Raw genomic sequence first — 13,869 nt, 5'->3', positions numbered from 1 at the left:
TCGTCGTCCGTCGGTCGCGGGCGGGCTCGTCATCACGGTCAGTGGCGCTTCTGGGAGAGCTGGAAGACGTCCGCGGCGAGCCGGGCGGCGGTCTGCCGGGTCGAGCGGGCGAGCAGTTCGGTGCGGATGGTGCCGCCGGCGGCGAGGTGGCGGTCGTACGGCAGGACGTGGACGCCCGTCCCGGTGGCCCGCAGGACCCGGGTGGCCTCGGCGAGGTTGATCCCCGGGTGGGGGGTCTGCTCGGTGAGCACGACGACCGTGCCGGCGATGACGTGCGGGGGCAGTCCCTGCATCCACTGGAGGACGGCCTGCATGCTGGCGATGCCGTCGAGGGTCGCGGGGGTGGTCAGGACGCGGGCCTGGGAGGCGGAGAGCGCGACGCGGGCGACCTCGGCGGGGAGCGTCTCGCAGTCGACGACGGTCACGCCGAAGTAGCGGCGGAGCGCGACCATGGCCCGCTCGTAGGACCGGGTGTCGAGCATCGCGCCGATCTGGCCCTGACTGCCCGGCAGCAGCCAGGCGTTGTCGCGGAGCTGGACGAGGTAGCCGGTGACGTCGAGCAGCGACATCTGGGGTTCGACGATGTCCGCGACGTCGCCGGTGGTCCAGCGCAGGGTTTCGGCGCCGAGGCGGATCGGCAGCGAGCCGAGGGCCGGGTCGGCCTCGACGAAGAGGACCGGGTCCTGGCGGTAGTGGGCGTACGTGGTGCCGAGCAGGGCGGCGACCGTGGTCTTGCCGGCGCCGCCGCGGATGGAGGTGACGGAGATCTGGCGGCCGGTGGTCACGGGCTGCTGGAGCAGCTCGGCGGCGCGGGTGGCTTCGGCGACCTCGCGTGCGGAGGATGAGGAAACGGTTCTGCGTACGGCGCGCACGGCGCGCGCGGTGAAGGCCTCGCCGTGCCGGGGGCGCCGCCGCTGCGCCGCGGCGAGCTTCCCGTCGACGGTGGGCCGGGAGTCGGGCGCCCGGACGGCCCGGCCCGGCTGCCCGGCCCCCGGCTGCCCGGCCCGGCCCTGGCTTTGGCCCTCGGCCTGGTACGGGTACGCGGGCCCCGGCTGCGGTACGGCGTGCGCCGGGGCGGCGTGGGCCGGGCCCGGCTGCGGCCCGCCCGGGGGCGGGAACCCCGGCCCGGGCGCGCCGGGGGTGGGTGCGGCGGGGACGTGCGGCCCGGGCGCGCCGGGCGGGGTGGGTGCGCCGTACGAGGCGGGTGCGCCGGGGACGTACGGGGCGGGTGCGCCGGGGGTGCCGTACGGCCCGGGCGGGGTGGGTGTGCCGGGGGTGGGGGACGGGGAGGGCGTCCCGGGGATCTGTGGCGCCGGTGCGCCCGGGCCCTGGGCGGGGAGTTGTGCCCCCGGGGCCCGGGGCGGTGCCTGGGCGCCCTGCGGCGCGGCTCCGCCCCGGAGGTCGCGCAGGACGTCGCCCTGCCAGTTGTCTCCGTTCGGCATGTCTGCCCCTGCCTCTTCTTCCGACCTGCTGCCCCGCCGCGGAGCACCTGCGCGTTGACTCAGAACTTGTCGAGCAGCTGCCCGTACACCCCGAACACCCCGACGGCGAGCGGGAAGAGCCCCACCATGCCGATCGATTCGACCAGGTCGGCCGTGCGCCGCAGCCGTACCTGCACGTGCTCCGGCGGCTGCACCGCGAGGACGAGCAGCGGCAACAGGGCCGCCGCGCCCAGGACGGCGAGCGGTCCGGCGCCCCCGTCGTGCTCGGTCCACAGCACCACGAGCCGTACGAGGAGCAGCGCGGCGGCGGCGAACAGCGCCACGACCTCGGCGACCAGCGGGAAGGCGCGCGCCCGCGACAGGAGCACCACGGCGACGAGCGTCGGCAGCGTCACCGTCCACACGGTGGGCTTCTCCGCCAGCGTCAGCAGCCAGCCCGCGGCCGCGGCCGAGACCGCGGTGACGATCGTCGCGAGGGCGAGCCCGCGGTGCGTCGCGGCGAGCGCGTTGCCCACCTCGTGGCGGCTGACGGAGGCTCCGCCCGAGCGGCGGTCGTCGAGCGCGGTGAGGCCCGAGCCCATCAGGGCGAGTCGCGGCAGCAGGCCGAGCAGCACCACGGAGAAGAGCGCCATGACCGCGCCGAGCCGGGCCGGATCGTCCTGGACGGCGGCGACGGCCTCCCACAGGGCGGTGACCACCGCGGTCGCCGCGGCGCCCATGAGCCCGCCGCGGCCGAGCGGCGAGAAGTAGCCGAGCAGCAGCAGCGTCAGGATCAGCGCGCCGGCGACGGCGGCGAGCCGCACGATGCCCGACCAGTGGTGGGCGTCCGCGGCGGTCCACGCCGTGAGGACGCCCAGCCCGCCGGAGGCGAGCAGGAGCGCGGTCGCCAGGCCCCGGTTGCCCTGCCCGATCCGGGCGACGAGCGCGCCGGCGGCCAGCAGGACGAGCGTGAGCGCGGCGAGGGAGAGGGCCAGCGAGCCGAGGGGGAACTCGCGCCGGGCGAGCAGGGCGGCGGCCACGGTGAAGGCGACGGTGGCCACCCCCGCGCTGCCGCGCCGGGCGGCGGGCCGCCAGCGCCAGGCCTGCAGGTCGAGGTCGTCGGCCACCAGGTCGGTGACGTCGTGGACCACGGGAGCGGGCGGCGCGGAGTGGGTCCTGACGAGTCGCAGGACGGCGCCGTCGGCGATGCCGGCCGAGGCGAGCGTGCTGTCGTGCGGCAGCGCGGAGCCGTCCGAGGTGATCAGCTGCCGGGTCATCGGGCGCGAAGCGGCCCGGTCGTCCAGCAGCTGGAGTATGTCGGGGAGCAGCTGCCCGATCGGAGTGTCGGAGGGCAGGACCATGTCGGCCCGGCGCCGCTCGCCGACCAGGGTCACCCGGCTCAGCTGCGCCCGGGACGTCGTTGCTGTGCTCACCACTTACGGGAACCTATCATCGCGGGATTGCGCCCTTCCGGGGCCGGTTCGGGGCCGATTCGGGGCCGATCCGGGCCGATTCGGGGCCAAGGGGGACATGGCTCTGCTGCCGGAGGCGGGGCCTCTCCCGGCTCCGGCACGACTGTCATCCGCACGGTCTGCGACCGCTGTCGTCCGCACGCGCTACGACCGCGTCGGCCGGGGCGAGGCGGCCGTGGGCGAGGGCTGCGCCGACTTCGGCGGCTTCTGCGTCTTCGGAGCCTTCGTCGACGTCGACGTCGATGTCGGCGGCGATGTCGACGTCGACGGCGTGCGGGATGCGGACGGGCCGGTGGGCTGCCGCTGCGGCGTCACCGGCTGCCCGAACTGCTGCACCTGCTGCTGCTGTTTCTGCTTCTCGGCCTTCTGCTTGGCGAGCGTGTGCTGGACGAAGGACCATCCGACGCACCCCGCGCAGAGGACGGCGGCGATGGCGATGCCCGCGAACAGCTTCCCGAGCCGCTCGTCGGCCGTGCGCCGCGCCCGCTGCGCGCCGAAGAGCAGTGCGTCCCTCATCCGGCGGCGGCGTACCGCCACCGACTCCAGAAGCTGGCTGTCGTAGTCCCGTGCCATCCGTCGTCCGTCGCCTCGGTCCCGGCTCGTCGAGCGCCCGCAGCCGCTCCGCTCCGGGTGCGGCTGCTGCGCGTGCGGACTGCGAAGTCCCTGTGTTCTGCCTCTGCAACATAGAGCATCGGTCGGCCCGGCCTGCTCCCGGGAGGCGGCGGGCGGCCCTTCCCCCGCCCCGCGCACAATGGTCCCCGACGCGCGGAGCGGACATGAGGGAGAGACGGACATGAACGGTCGGGCACCGCAGGACGGCATCGAGGACCCCGCGGGTGCGCCGGAGGTACGGCTGCGCACCGCCGCCGAGGGGGACCTCGACGCGGCGGCCGCCCTGTTCCGCGGCTACCTCGACTTCTACGAGGTGGAGGTCGACGACCCGGACCGGCCCCGCGCCTTCCTGGCCGAACGGATCGCCAACGACGAGTCCCTGGTGCTGCTCGCCGAGGTGCCGGGGACCGGGACGGTCGGCTTCGCCCAGGTCTACCGCACCTTCTCCTCCCTCGCCATGCGGCCCGCCTGGCTCCTCGGCGACCTGTACGTGGCCCCGGCCGGGCGCCGTTCGGGCGCGGGCCGGGCGCTGCTGCGGGAGGTGCTGCGCCGGGCCGCCGAGGCGGGCGCGGCCGCGGTGCAGCTGGAGACCGCGTACGACAACTTCGTCGCGCAGGGGCTGTACGAGGCGGAGGGCTTCGTACGCGAGGAGTTCCACCTGTACCTCCGCGACCTGGGGGGCCCGGCCTGAGCCGGGCGCGTCCGGGCCGGATGCTCCCGCACCGCGAAGGCCCCGTGGGCGCGCGGGAGTTCGACGCACCCGCGGGGGAGGGGTCGTCGGCCCGGCCCGGCGGTGGGACCGTGCCCGGCGGCACGCACGTACGCAAGGGGGCTTGGCAGGGGCTCACTTGGCGTCGGCGTAACACTCCACCACAGCCGTCGTGAAGGGGAAGCGGACCGGGGTGTCGCCGAAGGCGATCCTCCCCGCCCGGTCCCCGGCGGCGCGGATCGCCTCGGCCACGGCCCCGGCCTCCTCGGCCGGGCAGTGCACGATCACCTCGTCGTGCTGGAAGAACACCAGCTCGGCCCGCATGCCGGCGGTCGCCTGCCGCAGGGCCGCGAGCAGCAGCAGGGCCCAGTCGGCGGCGCTGCCCTGCACCACGAAGTTGCGGGTGAACCGGCCGCGGGCCCGGGTGTCGGACGAGGCGTAGCTCGGGGTCCAGGCGTCCGCGCGGTCCTGCGGGACCCCCGCCTCACCGCCCTCCTCCGCCTCCCCCGCGTCGGCGGAGACGGCGGGCGGCGGGCAGGTGCGGCCCAGCCAGGTCCGCACCAGCCGGCCCTCCTCGCCGGCCCGGGCGGCGTCGTCCACGTACGCCACGGCCCGGGGGAAGCGGCGGCGCAGGGCGGCCAGGTTCTTCAGGCCGTCCCCGGAGGTCTGCCCGTAGACGGCGCCGAGGACGGCGAGCTTGGCCTTGTCCCGGTCGCCGGAGAAGCCCTGGCGGGAGACGGCCGTGTAGAGGTCCTCGGGCCGTCCGGCCACCTCCATGAAGGCGGGGTCGCGGGAGATGGCGGCGAGCACCCGCGGCTCCATCTGGTCGGCGTCGGCGACGACGAGCCGCCAACCGGGGTCGGCGACGACCGCCCGGCGGATCACCTTGGGGATCTGGAGCGCCCCGCCGCCGTTGGTCACCCAGCGTCCGGTGAAGGTCCCGCCGGGGATGAACTCCGGGCGGAAGCGGCCGTCGTGGACCCAGTCGGCGAGCCAGCTCCAGCCGTGGGCGGTGTAGATCCGGTACAGCTTCTTGTACGCGATCAGCGGTTCGACGGCGGGGTGGTCCAGCTCCTGGATCTCCCAGCGGCGGGTGGACTTCAGCTTGATCCCGGCTCCGGCGAAGGCCTTGATCACGTCCGCGGGAAGGTCGGGGCGCACGCGGCGGCCGAACGCCGCGGAGACCTGCTCGGCCAGCTCGGCCAGTCGGCGGGGCTCGCCGCCGCCCGCGTACCGCTCGCCGAGCAGGTCGGTCAGCAGGGCGCGGTGTACGTCGGCCCGCCAGGGCAGGCCGGCGCGGTTCATCTCGGCGGCGACGAGGAAGGCCGCGGACTCGGCGGCCACCAGCAGCCGCATCCGGTCGGGATGGGCAGTGGCGCCGAGCCGCGCCGTCTGGTCGGCGTGGACGGCCAGCAGGGCGTCGAGGGGGACGGGCGCGGGCTGCGGGTCGAACAGGGAGTCCTGCGTCCCGCGCTCGGCGGCCCGCTGCGGCGGATCGGGCGGTACGGGGGCCCCGGTGAGGCGGGCCCAGGCGGCCGCCGCCGAGCGGGGCTCACCGAGCCGCCCCTCGTGGCCGAGCAGGAGCAGCTCGGCGTCCTCGACGTCGTGGCAGCGCTCGACGCGGGCGCCGGCGGCGAGCAGCCGGGGGTACACGGCGGGGGTCGACCGCCACACCCAGCGCGTCCCGGCGGGGGCGGCGCGCACCGCATCGGCGGGGTCGCGGACGCGCAGCCGCGGCCCGGCGGCGGCGGCCCCCGCGGTCCCGGTCCCGGGCGCGGTCCCCGGCGCGGGGTCTGCGGGCGCGGCGTGCCACCACCCGTCGGCGTCCTCGGCGAGGGCCCACCGGCCGGCGTTTTCGCTCACGGGTGCGAGTGTCCCACCGGGGTCCGACAGCGGCGCGGCGCCGTGCCGGGCCCTGCCGGGGGCGTGCGGGGGGTCGTCGGGTGCGGCGCCGCTGCCGGGGCTCCGCCCCGGGCCCCGCGCCTCGAGGGCCGGCGGGGCTGGAACGCCGTTGCCGGGGCGGGGCCGGACGGCCCTCGGAGGGGCGCGGGGGGACATGCCAAGCTGAGGGGTGTGAGAGACCTTGCCGAGACCGTCGACCGCGCCTTCGCCGCCGCCCTCTACGCCCAGGACGACGCCGGGCTGGACACCGGCGCCTCGGTGCTCGTTGCCGAGCCCGCGCTGTGGCCCGGGGTGGGGCAGGAACTGCTCGCGCGCGGGGAGTCGTACGTACGGCAGGGCTGGGAGCGGGGCTGGCGGCCGGCCGACGTGCTGCGGCTGGTGCGGCGGGACCTCGACGAGCGGCACCTGAGGATCACCGGGGACCTGGTGGCCGCCGAGGCGCGCCGCTACGCCCGGCTCCCGGCCCGGTGGACCGACGCCGAGGTGTGGTGGGGGAGCGACGAGGAGTACGGCGACCGGCTCGCGCAGCGGGAGCGGACGGACCGGTTCACGCTGGCCACGGCCTTCCTGGAGGTGTTGCGACTGCTGATCCGGCTGCCCTCGGTCGAGCCGGTGGGCCCCCTCCCGGGCGACCCGGCGGACCCGGGGGAGCACGCGCACATCGAGCCGCGGATGCTGGGCCGGATCCGGGCCCTGCTCGCGAAGGCCGAGGCGACCACCTTCCCGGAGGAGGCGGAGGCCCTCAGCGCGAAGGCCCAGGAGCTGATGGCCCGGCACACCGTGGACGAGGCGCTGCTGGCCGCGCGCGGCGGCGGGCCTGGGCAGGTGCCGGGGGCGTGCCGGATCGGAGTGGAGCCGCCGTACGAGGAGGCCAAGGCGGTGCTGCTCGACGCGGTGGCCACGGCCAACCGCTGCCGGGCGGTGTGGAACGGCGGCTTCGGCTTCTCGACGGTGGTCGGCTTCGAGAGCGACCTGGAGGCGGTGGAGCTGCTGTTCACCTCGCTGCTCGTGCAGGGCACGGCGGCGATGACCCGCGCGGAGGCGGCCCAGCGCTCCGGCGGGCGCAAGCGGACGAAGACGTTCAGGCAGTCCTTCCTGCTCGCCTACGCCAGCCGTCTCGGCCAGCGGCTCGCCGAGACGGCCGAGCACACGGCCGCCGAGGCCCCGGACAACCTGCCGGCCCTGGTGGCCCGCGACGTGGCGGTCACCTCCCGGGCGGACGAGATGTTCCCCCGGACGACGACGACCCGGCTGCGCGGGGCCACCGACCACGCGGGCTGGGAGGACGGCACGGCGGCCGCCGACCGGGCCCACATGGGCGGCCGGCGCACCTCCCTCCCCGGCTGAGCGCTGTCACGAAAGCCCGCCCCGACCGATGCGCGAGCCGGACAACTGCGGGCAGGCGACGGGAAGGACGGCCACGTCGGGCAGACGACCGGCACCACGGCCACGGCGGGCTGACGACCGCGGCACCGGCACGGCCCGGCACGACGGGCACGACCCGGCACGACCGGCACCGCTGCCACGACGGGGCAACGACCGGCACCGCCGCCACGGCGGTCTGACGACCGGCGGCCCGGGCACGACCGACTCGGCCGGCACGGCCCGGCACGACGGGCACGACGGGCACGACCCGGCTCGACCGGCACGACGGGCAGGCGCCCGGCAGCACCGGCACGATCGGCCGTGCGGGCAGGGCCCGGGGCCGGGGCCGGGGGCCGTCTGCGGATCATGACGGGGCGCCGACCGGTCGACCGTCCGGCCCGCGCACCGGACGCCGGCCGCCGGACACCGCGCACCCCGCACCCCGCACCGGACGCCGGACACGTCGGGGGAGGCGCCGAAAAAGGGGCGATCCGGGCGAAACCGCTACCCTCGACGCCATGAGCTGGCTCCGGGCGCTGAGGGACACCGCCTGGTCCGGCGTGAAGGTTGAGCGGACCCGGCTGGAACCCCTCGTCGCCCTGCGCGCCGCCGCCGGGCTCGCCCTCGTCATCGGCGCCGGGCTCGCGCTGTTCGGCCCCGGGTCCGCGGCCAGTTCGGCCTTCGGCGCCTTCATGGCCGCCGTCGCGAGCTTCCAGCAGAGCTGGCGCCCGCGGCCCGTCCTCGCCCTCGCCTCCGGGCTGACCCTGGCCGTCTCCACCTTCGCGGGCTACCTCGTCGGCTCCTCGCACCTCGCGCTCTTCCTCGTCCTCCTCGCCCTCTGGACCTTCGCCGCGAGCCTGATGTGGGCGGCCGGCCCCACCGCCGGGATCATCGCCTCCGGCAACGTCGCGATCATGCTGGTCACCGTCACCCTGCCCACCTCGGTGCCGCAGGCCGCCGGACACGCCGCGATGATCGCCGCCGGCGGGGTGGTCCAGGCGCTGCTGATCGTGCTCTTCCCCATCCGCCGGTGGGGCGCCCAACGCGACGCCCTGGCCGACGCGCTCGCCGCCGAGGCCGACTACGCCCGCCGCCTGCGCCACGACCCGCACGCCCCCTTCGACCCGCAGCCGCTGATGCGGGCACGGGCCGCCGCCACCGTCACCGCCCGCCAGGCCCGGCGGCGCCCCGCCGAACTGCACGGTGCGCGCGGGCTCGCCGAACGGATCCGGCCCGTGCTGGCCTCGCTCGCCGATCCGGCCGTGGGGGCGCCGGCCGAGGGCCCGGGGCGGGACCGGGTCCGGGAGCTGCTCGCCGCCGGCGGGACGGCGCTGGACGCCGCCGCGCGCGCGATCCGGCACGGGGAGCCGGTCGTCCTGCCCGCACCGGCCCTCGCCGTGCTGCGGGCCCCCGACACGGAGGATTTGCTCGCGGGGGCGCCGCTGCGGGCCGCGCGCAGGCTCGCCGCCCTGCTGGACGACGTACTGGAGACCGCGGAGCCGGGGTCGGGGCGCACCGCCGATCCCAGGGAGTCGATGCTGCGGCCCACCCTGTGGAGGCTGGCGCCGCTGGTCCTGAAGGACGTACGGGCCGAGCTGCGGCCGGGGTCGCCGATCCTGCGGCACGCCCTGCGGGTCACCGCCGTGGCCTGCACGGGCCTGGTGGTCGGCCAGGCGCTGCCGCTGGGGCACGGGTACTGGGCTCCGATGGCCTCCGTGATGGTGATGCGGCCGGACTTCTCCCAGACCTACTCGCGGGCCGTCGCCCGCTTCGCCGGCACCCTGGTCGGAGTCGGCGTCGCCACCGGCATCGTGCAGCTCGCCCACCCCGGCATGTACCTGTCCGGCTTCCTGGCCGTGGTGAGCGCGGGCCTGATGTACGTCCTGATGCGCACCGGGTACGCCGTCGCGCAGCTCTTCGTCTCCGCGTACGTCGTCTTCCTGCTCGGCATGGGCGGGGTCCGCTGGGACCAGACCGTCCCCGACCGGGTCGCCCTCACCCTGGTCGGCGGCGTGCTCGCGATGGCCGCCTACGCCCTCTACCCGGCGTGGGAGACACCGCGGCTGCGCACCCGCCTCGCCGACTGGCTGGCCGCCGACGGCCGGTACGCGGCCGCCGTCCTGGGGCAGTACGCCGACCCGGCCGGGGCCCGGCGCGCGGATGTGCGCCGGGCGCTGCTGGACACCCGGGACGCGCGCATCGCCTGGCAGGAGGCGGTGTCGCGGGCCGCCGGGGAGCCGGTGCGCCACCGCGGCCTCTCCCGCGCGGCCGCCGAGGGCGCGGGCGACGCCCTGGCGTCGCTGGGGCGGCACGCGATGCTGCTGGAGGCGCACCTTCCGGACCGGGACCGGGCCCCGGTGCCTGGCGCCGCCGCGCTGGCCGGGGAACTGCGCGCGGCCACCGAGGCGGGTGCCAGGGCGGTACGGGAGCGCCGCGTCCCGCGGTGGGACGGGGTGCGGGACCTGCTGGCGGACTGGGACGCCCCGCGGCCGGGGGTGCTGCGCGGGGCGGCGGAGCAGGTCCTGGAGTCCCTCGACGAACTGTCAGAAGCCCTGCGTCCCTGAGCGGGACGCGTTTGTGATCAATGGACCACCCTCCGTGCACGTGCATCTGCCCATGCAGGCGCTTGTGAACACAGCTATGATCCGGTGCAGTTGACATCTGCACTATCGGGGGCTTCCTGTGGACCACGCGTACAACGGGATGGCAGCTGCAGAACTCGCTTCCTTGTTTGAGCTCACCTGGCAGAAGAGCAGACACAGCAACTCGCAGGGCTCGTGCGTGGAGTTCGCGAGACTTCCCGGCGGCGACGTCGCCATGCGCAACTCGCGCTTTCCGGACGGACCGGCGCTCGTGTACACGCCGGCCGAGATAGAGGCCCTGCTCCTGGGCGTCAAGGACGGCGAGTTCGATCACTTGATCGGCTGACGGAACAGCGCATCCATCGAGCCATGCACGTGCAGCGGCCGGGAATGATCGCGACGATCATTCCCGGCCGTCTGGCGTGAGAGGGGTGGTCGGCGCCGCCGCCGCGGGGCCTCAGTCGTGGAGCAGGAACAGCGCCCAGACGACCTTGCCGGTGAGCCGTCCCGCGAGCGGGTGCCAGCCCCAGCTGTCGCTGTAGGAGTCCACCAGGAACAGCCCCCGCCCGGACTCCAGGTCGACGTTCTCCTCGGTGCGCTCCGGGCAGAAGGCCCCCCCGGGACGGTCCTCGCTGGGGTCGCGCACCGCGCACACCAGCCGCGTGCTCCACCGCATCAGATGCAGCCGCACCGCGGGCTCCGCCTCGCACCCCGCACCCCGCGCGTCGTCCGGCAGGGCATGGCGCAGGGCGTTGGTGACGAGTTCGGAGACGACCAGGGACACGTCGTCGAAGCGGTCGTCGAGGTCCCATCGGGTCAGCGTCGACCGGGTGAACGTACGGGCGCCCCGCACCGCCTCGAACCGGGCGGGCAGAGCGCAGGAGGCGGACCCGGAGACAGCCGTGGGGTCGACCGGGGGAAGCCCCTGCCGTAACGGCTCGAGCATGGTCGATCCATTCGTCCCCATGCGAGGCACTCCCGGGATTCGCGGACAGAGCGGCGGCTCTGCCCAAAGAGAACTGCGGGGTGGGTCCGGCGCCGGCGCGAGGAGCACGCAGGTGCGCGGGACCATCGTTCCGAATGCCGGAGCCGGATGCAAGGGCAGATGCACGTGCACGCGCCGGACCTGTCCGCTCCCGTGACGGTTCTTGCTCATTTCTTCCTACGCATACTTACGGACTTCTTTTCCCGGAGGCGGGATTCCGTTACAGAACGAGTACGGCCCGATGCGTTTTGGTGGCAGACTGCGGCCCCTGGGGGTGCGGGGGCCCCGCTGGCCGTCCCGCCCGCGCGCAGGCGTGGAGCGGGGCACATCCGATGCGATGGGGAGGGCAGGACTAGTGACCGCAGAAGCCAGCGGTTCTGTGGTGCGCCGAATCCTCCTGGGCTCGCAGCTCAGGCGACTCCGTGAATCCCGCGGCATCACCCGCGAGGCGGCCGGCTACTCGATCCGCGCATCCGAATCGAAGATCAGCCGCTTGGAGTTGGGAAGGGTGAGCTTCAAGGCCAGGGACGTAGAGGACCTCCTCACGCTCTACGGCGTCACGGACGACGCGGAGCGCGAGTCCCTGCTGGGACTGGTCCGGGAGGCCAACGCCACCGGCTGGTGGCACAGTTACGGAGACGTACTGCCCGGCTGGTTCCAGACGTACATCGGTCTGGAGGGCGCCGCCTCGCTCATCCGCATCTACGAGGTCCAGTTCGTCCACGGCCTGTTGCAGACCGAGGCCTACGCCCAGGCCGTCGTCCGCCGCGGCATGCCCGGCGCCACCTCCGCCGAGATCGACCGGCGCGTCGCGCTGCGCCTGGAGCGCCAGAAGGTCCTCGTCTCCGAGAGCGCCCCGGTCTTCCACGCCGTGCTCGACGAGGCGGCGCTGCGCCGCCCGTACGGCGACCGCGACGTCATGCGCGGCCAGCTGGAGCACCTGATCGAGATCTCCCAGCGCCCCAACGTGCAGCTCCAGGTGATGCCCTTCTCGTTCGGCGGCCACGCGGGCGAGAGCGGGGCCTTCACCCTGCTGCGCTTCCCCGAGTCCGACCTCCAGGACATCGTCTATCTGGAACAGCTCACCAGCGCCCTCTACCTGGACAAGGACGAGGAAGTGGGGCAGTACGGACGGGCGATGGAGCGGCTCCAGGCGGACTGCCCCGACCCGGACCGGACCAGGGATCTTCTCCGCGGACTGCTCCAACTGTCTTGATTCGCACGTAGTATGACGTCTGATCAGTGCATGATGACCGATCGGTCTCCGGTGCAGCGCACGGGTGCGCGCTCGCAGTAAGGGATGGCATGTCCATATTCAGCGACCTGGCTCACCAGTACATCGACGGCGAATGGCTGGCCGGTACCGGTTCGTGGGACATCATCGACGTCAACCCCTACAACGGGGAGAAGCTCGCCGCCATCACCGTGGCCACCGTCGAGCAGGTGGACCTGGCCTACCGCGCCGCCGAGCGCGCCCAGCGCGAATGGGCCGCGACCAGCCCCTACTCCAGACGCGCGGTCCTGGAGCGCGCCCTGCGGATCACCGAGGAGCGCGAGAAGGAGATCGTCGAGGCGATGATCGACGAGCTCGGCGGGACCCGTCCCAAGGCCGAGTACGAAGTCCGCAGCGCCATGGAGTTCATCCGCGAGGCGGTCCAGCTGGCCGTCCGCCCCCAGGGCCGCATCCTGGCCTCGCCGGTGGAGGGCAAGGAGAACAGGGTCCAGCGGCTGCCGGTGGGCGTCGTCACCGTGATCAGCCCCTTCAACTTCCCCTTCCTGGTCACCCTGAAGTCGCTCGCGCCCGCGCTCGCCCTGGGCAATGCCGTGGTGGTCAAGCCGAACCAGAACGCGCCCGTGGTCGGCGGCGGGGTCATCGCCAAGATCTTCGAGGACGCCGGGCTCCCGGCGGGCCTGCTGAACGTGCTGGTCACCGACATAGCGGAGATCGGCGACGCGCTGCTGACCCATCCCGTCCCCAGGGTGATCTCCTTCGCCGGCTCGGACCGGGTCGGCCGGCACGTCGGCGCCGTCGCCGCCCGCCACTTCAAGCGGACCGTCCTGGAGCTCAGCGGCAACAGCGCGCTCGTCGTCCTCGACGACGCCGACCTCGACTACGCGGTGGACGCGGCCGTCTTCAGCCGCTTCGTCTACCAGGGCCAGGTCTGCATGGCCGCCAACCGCATCCTGGTCGACGCCTCCGTCGCGGAGGAGTTCACCGAGAAGTTCACCGCCCGGGTCCGCGCCCTGAAGACGGGCGACCCGCACGAAGCGGACACCCACATCGGCCCCTTGATCAACTCCTTCCAGGCCGACGCGCTGACCGCGCTCGTGGACCGGGCCGTCGCCGAGGGCGCGCAGGCGCTCGTCCGCGGATCTACGCGCGGCAACCTGGTGGAACCGACCGTCCTGGCCGGCCTCCCCGAGGACTCCCCGCTGCTGGGCCAGGAGATCTTCGGCCCGGTGGCCCTGCTGGTGGTCTTCGACGGCGAGGACGAGGCCGTACGGCTGACCAACCTCACCCCGTACGGGCTGAGCGGCGCGGTGCACACCCGGGACGTGGAGCGGGGCGTGCGCTTCGCCCAGCGGATCGAGACCGGGATGATCCACGTCAACGACTCCACGATCGGGGACGAGCCGCTGGCCGCCTTCGGCGGGGAGAAGGCCTCGGGCCTGGGGCGGCTGAACGGCGAGGCCACCGTGGAGGCCTTCACCACCCAGAAGTGGATCTCCGTGCAGCACGGGCGGACGCACTTCCCGTTCTGAGGCGCGGCCGCTCTAGACTCGACCGGGCGTACGCGGAGCAGCCGCCCGGGGGAGAGCA

Annotated in this window: 10 protein-coding genes and 1 pseudogene; 6 read left to right on the top strand and 5 right to left on the bottom strand. The window is 74.8% G+C overall.

Annotation, left to right across the window (positions count from 1 at the left end; genetic code table 11):
• Positions 1 to 38: 38 nt before the first annotated feature.
• The 3 genes and pseudogenes from ACFWU6_RS12040 to ACFWU6_RS12030 all read right to left on the bottom strand — a co-directional run.
• Complete coding sequence (locus tag ACFWU6_RS12040) at positions 39 to 1,442, bottom strand: MinD/ParA family protein (RefSeq protein WP_383980644.1); 1,404 nt, start codon at positions 1,440 to 1,442, stop codon at positions 39 to 41.
• Positions 1,443 to 1,501: 59 nt separating this feature from the next.
• The gene (gene eccD, locus ACFWU6_RS12035) at positions 1,502 to 2,857 is read right to left on the bottom strand and encodes a type VII secretion integral membrane protein EccD (RefSeq protein WP_383798397.1); all 1,356 of its coding nucleotides are present in this window, start codon (positions 2,855 to 2,857) and stop codon (positions 1,502 to 1,504) included.
• Between the two features lie 351 nt (positions 2,858 to 3,208).
• Positions 3,209 to 3,466: pseudogene (locus tag ACFWU6_RS12030) on the bottom strand (hypothetical protein); the annotation flags it as partial.
• Between the two features lie 220 nt (positions 3,467 to 3,686).
• On the opposite strand from ACFWU6_RS12030, the gene ACFWU6_RS12025 reads away from it, so the two are divergent.
• Positions 3,687 to 4,196, top strand: a complete 510-nt coding sequence (locus tag ACFWU6_RS12025; RefSeq protein ID WP_383980642.1) for a GNAT family N-acetyltransferase — start codon at positions 3,687 to 3,689, stop codon at positions 4,194 to 4,196.
• A gap of 153 nt (positions 4,197 to 4,349) precedes the next feature.
• Here ACFWU6_RS12025 and ACFWU6_RS12020 read toward each other — a convergent pair whose 3' ends face one another.
• Positions 4,350 to 6,077, bottom strand: coding sequence for a bifunctional 3'-5' exonuclease/DNA polymerase (locus ACFWU6_RS12020; RefSeq protein WP_383980640.1), 1,728 nt, complete (start codon positions 6,075 to 6,077; stop codon positions 4,350 to 4,352).
• Between the two features lie 210 nt (positions 6,078 to 6,287).
• Between ACFWU6_RS12020 and ACFWU6_RS12015 the strand changes: the two genes are divergently transcribed.
• The 3 genes from ACFWU6_RS12015 (at position 6,288) to ACFWU6_RS12005 (ending at position 10,409) form a co-directional block, all read left to right on the top strand.
• Positions 6,288 to 7,463 carry a DUF2786 domain-containing protein gene (locus ACFWU6_RS12015; RefSeq protein WP_383980638.1) on the top strand — a complete coding sequence of 392 codons (1,176 nt, stop codon included), beginning with the start codon at positions 6,288 to 6,290 and terminating at the stop codon, positions 7,461 to 7,463.
• Positions 7,464 to 7,999: 536 nt separating this feature from the next.
• Positions 8,000 to 10,045 carry an FUSC family protein gene (locus ACFWU6_RS12010; protein ID WP_383980636.1) on the top strand — a complete coding sequence of 682 codons (2,046 nt, stop codon included), beginning with the start codon at positions 8,000 to 8,002 and terminating at the stop codon, positions 10,043 to 10,045.
• A 118-nt stretch (positions 10,046 to 10,163) separates the two neighbouring features.
• Complete coding sequence (locus tag ACFWU6_RS12005) at positions 10,164 to 10,409, top strand: DUF397 domain-containing protein (RefSeq protein WP_069920830.1); 246 nt, start codon at positions 10,164 to 10,166, stop codon at positions 10,407 to 10,409.
• A gap of 111 nt (positions 10,410 to 10,520) precedes the next feature.
• Here the strand turns inward: ACFWU6_RS12005 and ACFWU6_RS12000 are convergent, their stop codons facing one another.
• A complete protein-coding gene (locus ACFWU6_RS12000) occupies positions 10,521 to 11,030 on the bottom strand; it encodes an ATP-binding protein (RefSeq protein ID WP_383798413.1) in 510 nt (169 codons plus the stop codon).
• A 355-nt stretch (positions 11,031 to 11,385) separates the two neighbouring features.
• Here ACFWU6_RS12000 and ACFWU6_RS11995 point away from each other — a divergent pair, with 355 nt between their 5' ends.
• Positions 11,386 to 12,264, top strand: a complete 879-nt coding sequence (locus ACFWU6_RS11995) for a helix-turn-helix domain-containing protein (protein WP_383798416.1) — start codon at positions 11,386 to 11,388, stop codon at positions 12,262 to 12,264.
• 89 nt (positions 12,265 to 12,353) lie between these two features.
• Positions 12,354 to 13,811 (top strand): aldehyde dehydrogenase family protein, encoded by a 1,458-nt coding sequence (locus tag ACFWU6_RS11990; RefSeq protein WP_383798419.1) that lies wholly within the window; start codon positions 12,354 to 12,356, stop codon positions 13,809 to 13,811.
• Positions 13,812 to 13,869 lie beyond the last annotated feature (58 nt).

Origin of the sequence: Streptomyces sp. NPDC058674, from assembly GCF_042716505.1 — a bacterium.
Classification (GTDB): Bacteria; Actinomycetota; Actinomycetes; order Streptomycetales; family Streptomycetaceae; genus Streptomyces.
This window is presented reverse-complemented; position numbering and strand designations above follow the sequence as displayed.